Source organism: Acinetobacter sp. YH12117 (assembly GCF_013418865.1).
GTDB lineage: Bacteria > Pseudomonadota > Gammaproteobacteria > Pseudomonadales > Moraxellaceae > Acinetobacter > Acinetobacter indicus.
This window is the reverse complement of record NZ_VPBF01000072.1, coordinates 1-4,284: the sequence shown is the minus strand read 5'-3', so window position 1 is coordinate 4,284 and position 4,284 is coordinate 1. Positions and strand designations below refer to the sequence as shown.

Below are 4,284 nucleotides of genomic sequence, written 5' to 3'. Positions count from 1 at the left end.
ATTTCACTCGCCATCACATGAGTCACAAGATCTTGAGCTGATGGTGTTGTATTCAGTTTCATTAAACCTTCGGCATTGGTTACGCCTTTCTGCAAATTACCTGCTTGATCAATAATAAAATAAGGCTTATTTGCAAGTGGAATATTGTCTTTCGCTTTCACTAAATATTGAAGAATATAAGGTTGGTTAGCGACAGGCAAGGTCGGAAGTTGAGTTGAAACTTTCGCTCCATTCTTAAACAAATGCTGCCCTGCTTTTGCTTCGAATTTTGCAGGGGTAATAAAAGTAATTCCTTCTTTATTAATAATTATTTGAGAGCCACCAGCCACTTTATGTCCTTTTAATTTGACAATAATGGTCGTGAGAATACAATAAAATCCCAATCAGAGCATTAACTTTCTCGTATGACGTTTATCATCTCAATCCAATTAGAAGATAGTATTATCGTTGCTGCTGATAAACGTGAAGCAACCGAAGATTATGAATTCCTCTCGGATGATTCAGATAAGCTCTATTTTTGGAAGGATGGCATCATTGCTGGCACAGGGGAAAAAACTGTTTTAGATCGTGCAGTTGAGTTCTTTATTAAATTATCCAAATCCAATCTTGAAGACCTGCCAAAGTGCCTAAAAATATCAAGAATGATGCGAGAGTTAGAAGCACATCATTTCCATATTCAAAACTCAAAATTGACCTATTCTGAATATACCGAAACAGGTGCGCAACTTACATCAATACAGCCTGATGAGCATGGTGAATACATCGCAAAGAAATTTGAAACCAACGAGATTATATTATCTTTCTTCAATCCTGATATTTCGGCTATCGTTGCGAATCTGCAAGATTTATATGCCAATCTTAGACCATTTTCTTCATTTGAAAATCAGAATGACTGGATCAATCATTATTTGAATCATTTGTGTCAAATTTTTAAGATTCAAGCCCATAAGGATAATTTAATGAGTCCTTGTTTTGATGTGTACTTTCAAAACAAAGAGACCTATATATATGGACATATTGCCAATACACATACGGCATTAGCAATATAATTTTATTGAATGAGAGTAAGCCAATTCCCATTGTCCAGTCATAATGCCACTTCATGGTGATGTCATTTAATTCTATTTTTTACTGTGACAAATGTGACAGATCAAAATAATTTTCTTTATTACACGTAGTTATAAAATAAATCTTGTCAGTAAGCGTCCGCTGAGCCCCACTTTTTCTAACTCATTAATACCGCGATAGTGTCCACTAAAATTTAAGTGGACAGCTATTTATGGATTTAAAGACAGTTTGAACCGTACCGGGTTTGTCGGAGAGTCAATATTCTGAGATGAGAAGCATTGCTTCGCAAGACGTAGCGAAGCGTAGTGTCCCGATGACAAAACCAAAATATACCCCTGAAATCAGAGAAAGAGCGGTTCAATTATTGATTGAATCTGAAAAAGATTAGTAAGCGTCCGCTGAACACACCTTATGAATTCATCCTATAAGCCTTAATTTAGTCCCCACTTAAAAACAAGTGGGGACTAAAATTTATGACTACAAATCACCAGACATCCATCGCATCTCTTGCGAAAAAACGAAGAACATACAGTGCTGAATTTAAACAGCAGATCGTTCAGGCTTGTAAAGCACCGGACGTTTCAATTGCTTCGGTCGCTTTGCAACATGGATTGAATACAAATCTTGTATCCAAATGGATTCGCTTAATTGATGGTAAGCCAGGGAATGATCGCTCACCACTACCGAATAAACCTGCATTTATTGCCTTATCTTGCTCTGCACCATTAGATCCTACTCCTACTGACATGTTAATGGTTCAAATTACTTTACCCCACTCAAAAGTAGAAATTGGCTTGAAATGGCAAGTATCAGAAATATCTGCTTTAGCAGAATTACTCAAGGCACTTGCAACATGATTCGCATTGATGAAATCTGGCTTTCTACCCAACCTCTGGATATGCGAGCAGGGATGGATACTATCATGGCTCAGGTGGTGAGAGCCTTTGGCTCAATCAAACCGCATTGTGCTTACCTGTTCTGTAATAAACGTGGCCATCGCATGAAAGTGCTGGTACATGATGGACTGGGCATCTGGCTGTGTGCCAGGCGGCTGGAACAGGGAAAATTCCACTGGGCGCAGGTTCACCAAGGTGAAACCGTGGCCCTCAGCCCGGAACAGTTACAGGCATTAATCCAGGGTTTGCCCTGGCAGCGCATTGGACGACAGCAGGTGGTGACGATGCTCTAAACCAAGCTCGGCTATTCTGCTATTCTCCAAACGTTCTATTTCATTCTTCTCATGACCTCAGGCATACTGCGGTCATGAATACGCTGCCTGACTTAAGCCAACTGACCCATGAACAACTGCTGGAATTCACCAGACAGTTAGCGCTGCAGCATCAACAACTCGCAGAAGATAAACAACAATTAGATGCTCAAGTTCAACATCTGGAAGTATCAAATCAACAATTAGATGCCAAAGTTCAACATCTTGAAGTCACCAATCAGCAATTAGATTCTAAAGTTCAGCATCTTTCTATTCTCAATCAAAAATACGAGCATGAACTGGCGCTGTTTAAACAGCACAAATTCGGCAGTAAAAACGAACATCTCACCGCAAAACAAATCCATCTGTGGGATGAGGCGGTCGAAGAAGATATCGCAGCAGTCGATCTGGAACTGGAGCGGCTGAATGCAGATAAAACCGATGCAGCGACACACAAAGCCAAAGCAAATAAACCTAAACGTCGACTGCTGCCGGATCATCTACACACCATCCGTATTGAGCATGAACCTGCATCAACCCAATGCAGTTGTGGCTGCCAGTTACGTCGTATCGGCGAAGATATCAGTGAAAAACTGCATTTCAGACCGGCACAGTTCTATAAGGAACAGCATGTGCGTGGCAAATGGGTCTGTGATCAGTGTGACACCCTGACTCAGCAAGCGATGCCCGCCTATGTGATTGATAAAGGCATTGCTTCACCTGAACTGCTCAGCCATGTGCTGGTATCGAAGTATGCCGATCATTTACCGCTGTACCGTCAACGTCTGATCTATCAGCGGGCGGGAATCGAGCTTTCTAGATCAACGTTATCTGACTGGATAGGTCGCTGCGGTGTAGAACTGGAACCTCTGGCCAATGCTTTAAAAGAGGTGGTGCTGCAACAGCGGGTACTGCATGCAGATGAAACACCAGTCACCATCATGCGGATGGGTGAGAATGATAAAAAACCGAAGAAAGGTTATGTCTGGGCCTATGCCACTACACAGTACAATCCAGTTCAAGCCGTGATCTATGACTTTCAGGATAGTCGTTCAGGTCAGCATGCTGAAGCGTTCCTGAAAGACTGGCAGGGCCATCTGGTCTGTGATGATTACAGCGGTTATAAAGCACGCTTTAAATCAGGTCAGGTCATTGAGGTGGGCTGCATGGCGCATGCGCGTCGTAAATTCCATGAGCTACATGTGACCGGGAAAAGTCAGGTCGCTGAACAGGCATTAGTGCTGATTCAGAAACTGTATGCGATAGAAGCAGAACTCAGGAAAAAGACCGATAGTACAGCAGAACACCGCCGCGAATACCGACAACAGCATAGTCAACCGGTGATGCAACAACTGTATGAATGGCTCAACCAACATCAACTGACTGTGCCATCGAGTTCTCCAACCGCCAAGGCGATCAATTACACTCTGAAGCGTTGGCCAGCTTTAAGCCGCTATCTGGATGATGGCAATCTACCAATTTGCAATAACTGGGTGGAAAACCAGATGCGCCCCTGGGCGTTGGGACGTAAGAACTGGTTATTTGCAGGTTCGCTGCGCAGCGGTCAGCGAGCAGCCAATATTATGACATTAATCCAGTCAGCAAAGCTGAATGGGCTGGATCCGTATGCCTATTTAAGTGATGTGCTGAAAAGGTTGCCGACACATAAAGTGACTCAGATTGAAGAATTGCTACCACACCGCTGGAAACCTGAACCGAATTAAAAAATAGGCATGGGGTTCAGCGGACGCTTACAAAGATTATCCATCGTATTGGGCTGCAATCACAGCTATTGCACCTAAGATTGGTTGTACTCCTGAAACATTGCGTGTTTGGTATCAAAAATACTTAGATCAACAAAATCCCGCCAAAGTACAACAGGTATCTGACCAAGAAAAAATGAAGCAAATGGAACGTGAAATTAAAGAATTAAAACGTGCCAATGAAATTCTACGTAAAGCAGCCGCTTTTTTCGCCCAGGCGGAGCTCGACCGCCCACACAAATAATG

5 protein-coding genes and 1 pseudogene are annotated in these 4,284 nt (G+C 42.5%); 5 read left to right on the top strand and 1 reads right to left on the bottom strand.

The window, feature by feature from the left end; all coding sequences use genetic code 11:
• The coding region (locus FTU55_RS14585; RefSeq protein ID WP_180047448.1) for a hypothetical protein at window positions 1–329 on the bottom strand (329 nt) is incomplete at its 3' end.
• A gap of 75 nt (window positions 330–404) precedes the next feature.
• Here FTU55_RS14585 and FTU55_RS14580 point away from each other — a divergent pair.
• The 5 genes and pseudogenes from FTU55_RS14580 to FTU55_RS14560 all read left to right on the top strand — a co-directional run.
• The gene (locus tag FTU55_RS14580; protein ID WP_104488281.1) at window positions 405–1,049 is read left to right on the top strand and encodes a hypothetical protein; all 645 of its coding nucleotides are present in this window, start codon (window positions 405–407) and stop codon (window positions 1,047–1,049) included.
• A gap of 492 nt (window positions 1,050–1,541) precedes the next feature.
• Complete coding sequence (locus tag FTU55_RS14575; RefSeq protein WP_180047446.1) at window positions 1,542–1,925, top strand: transposase; 384 nt, start codon at window positions 1,542–1,544, stop codon at window positions 1,923–1,925.
• Window positions 1,922–2,257 carry an IS66 family insertion sequence element accessory protein TnpB gene (gene tnpB, locus FTU55_RS14570; RefSeq protein ID WP_180047444.1) on the top strand — a complete coding sequence of 112 codons (336 nt, stop codon included), beginning with the start codon at window positions 1,922–1,924 and terminating at the stop codon, window positions 2,255–2,257. The genes FTU55_RS14575 and tnpB overlap by 4 nt, the downstream gene beginning before the upstream one ends.
• Window positions 2,258–2,331: 74 nt before the next feature.
• A complete protein-coding gene (locus FTU55_RS14565) occupies window positions 2,332–3,999 on the top strand; it encodes an IS66 family transposase (protein ID WP_180047442.1) in 1,668 nt (555 codons plus the stop codon).
• A 22-nt stretch (window positions 4,000–4,021) separates the two neighbouring features.
• Window positions 4,022–4,284: pseudogene (locus tag FTU55_RS14560) on the top strand (transposase); the annotation flags it as partial.

Bases quoted from the DNA above. Each gene is read 5' to 3' on its own strand.
- FTU55_RS14580 (WP_104488281.1), top strand. From the start codon at position 405: ATGACGTTTATCATCTCAATCCAATTAGAAGATAGTATTATCGTTGCT.
- FTU55_RS14575 (WP_180047446.1), top strand. From the start codon at position 1,542: ATGACTACAAATCACCAGACATCCATCGCATCTCTTGCGAAAAAACGA.
- tnpB (WP_180047444.1), top strand. From the start codon at position 1,922: ATGATTCGCATTGATGAAATCTGGCTTTCTACCCAACCTCTGGATATG.
- FTU55_RS14565 (WP_180047442.1), top strand. From the start codon at position 2,332: ATGAATACGCTGCCTGACTTAAGCCAACTGACCCATGAACAACTGCTG.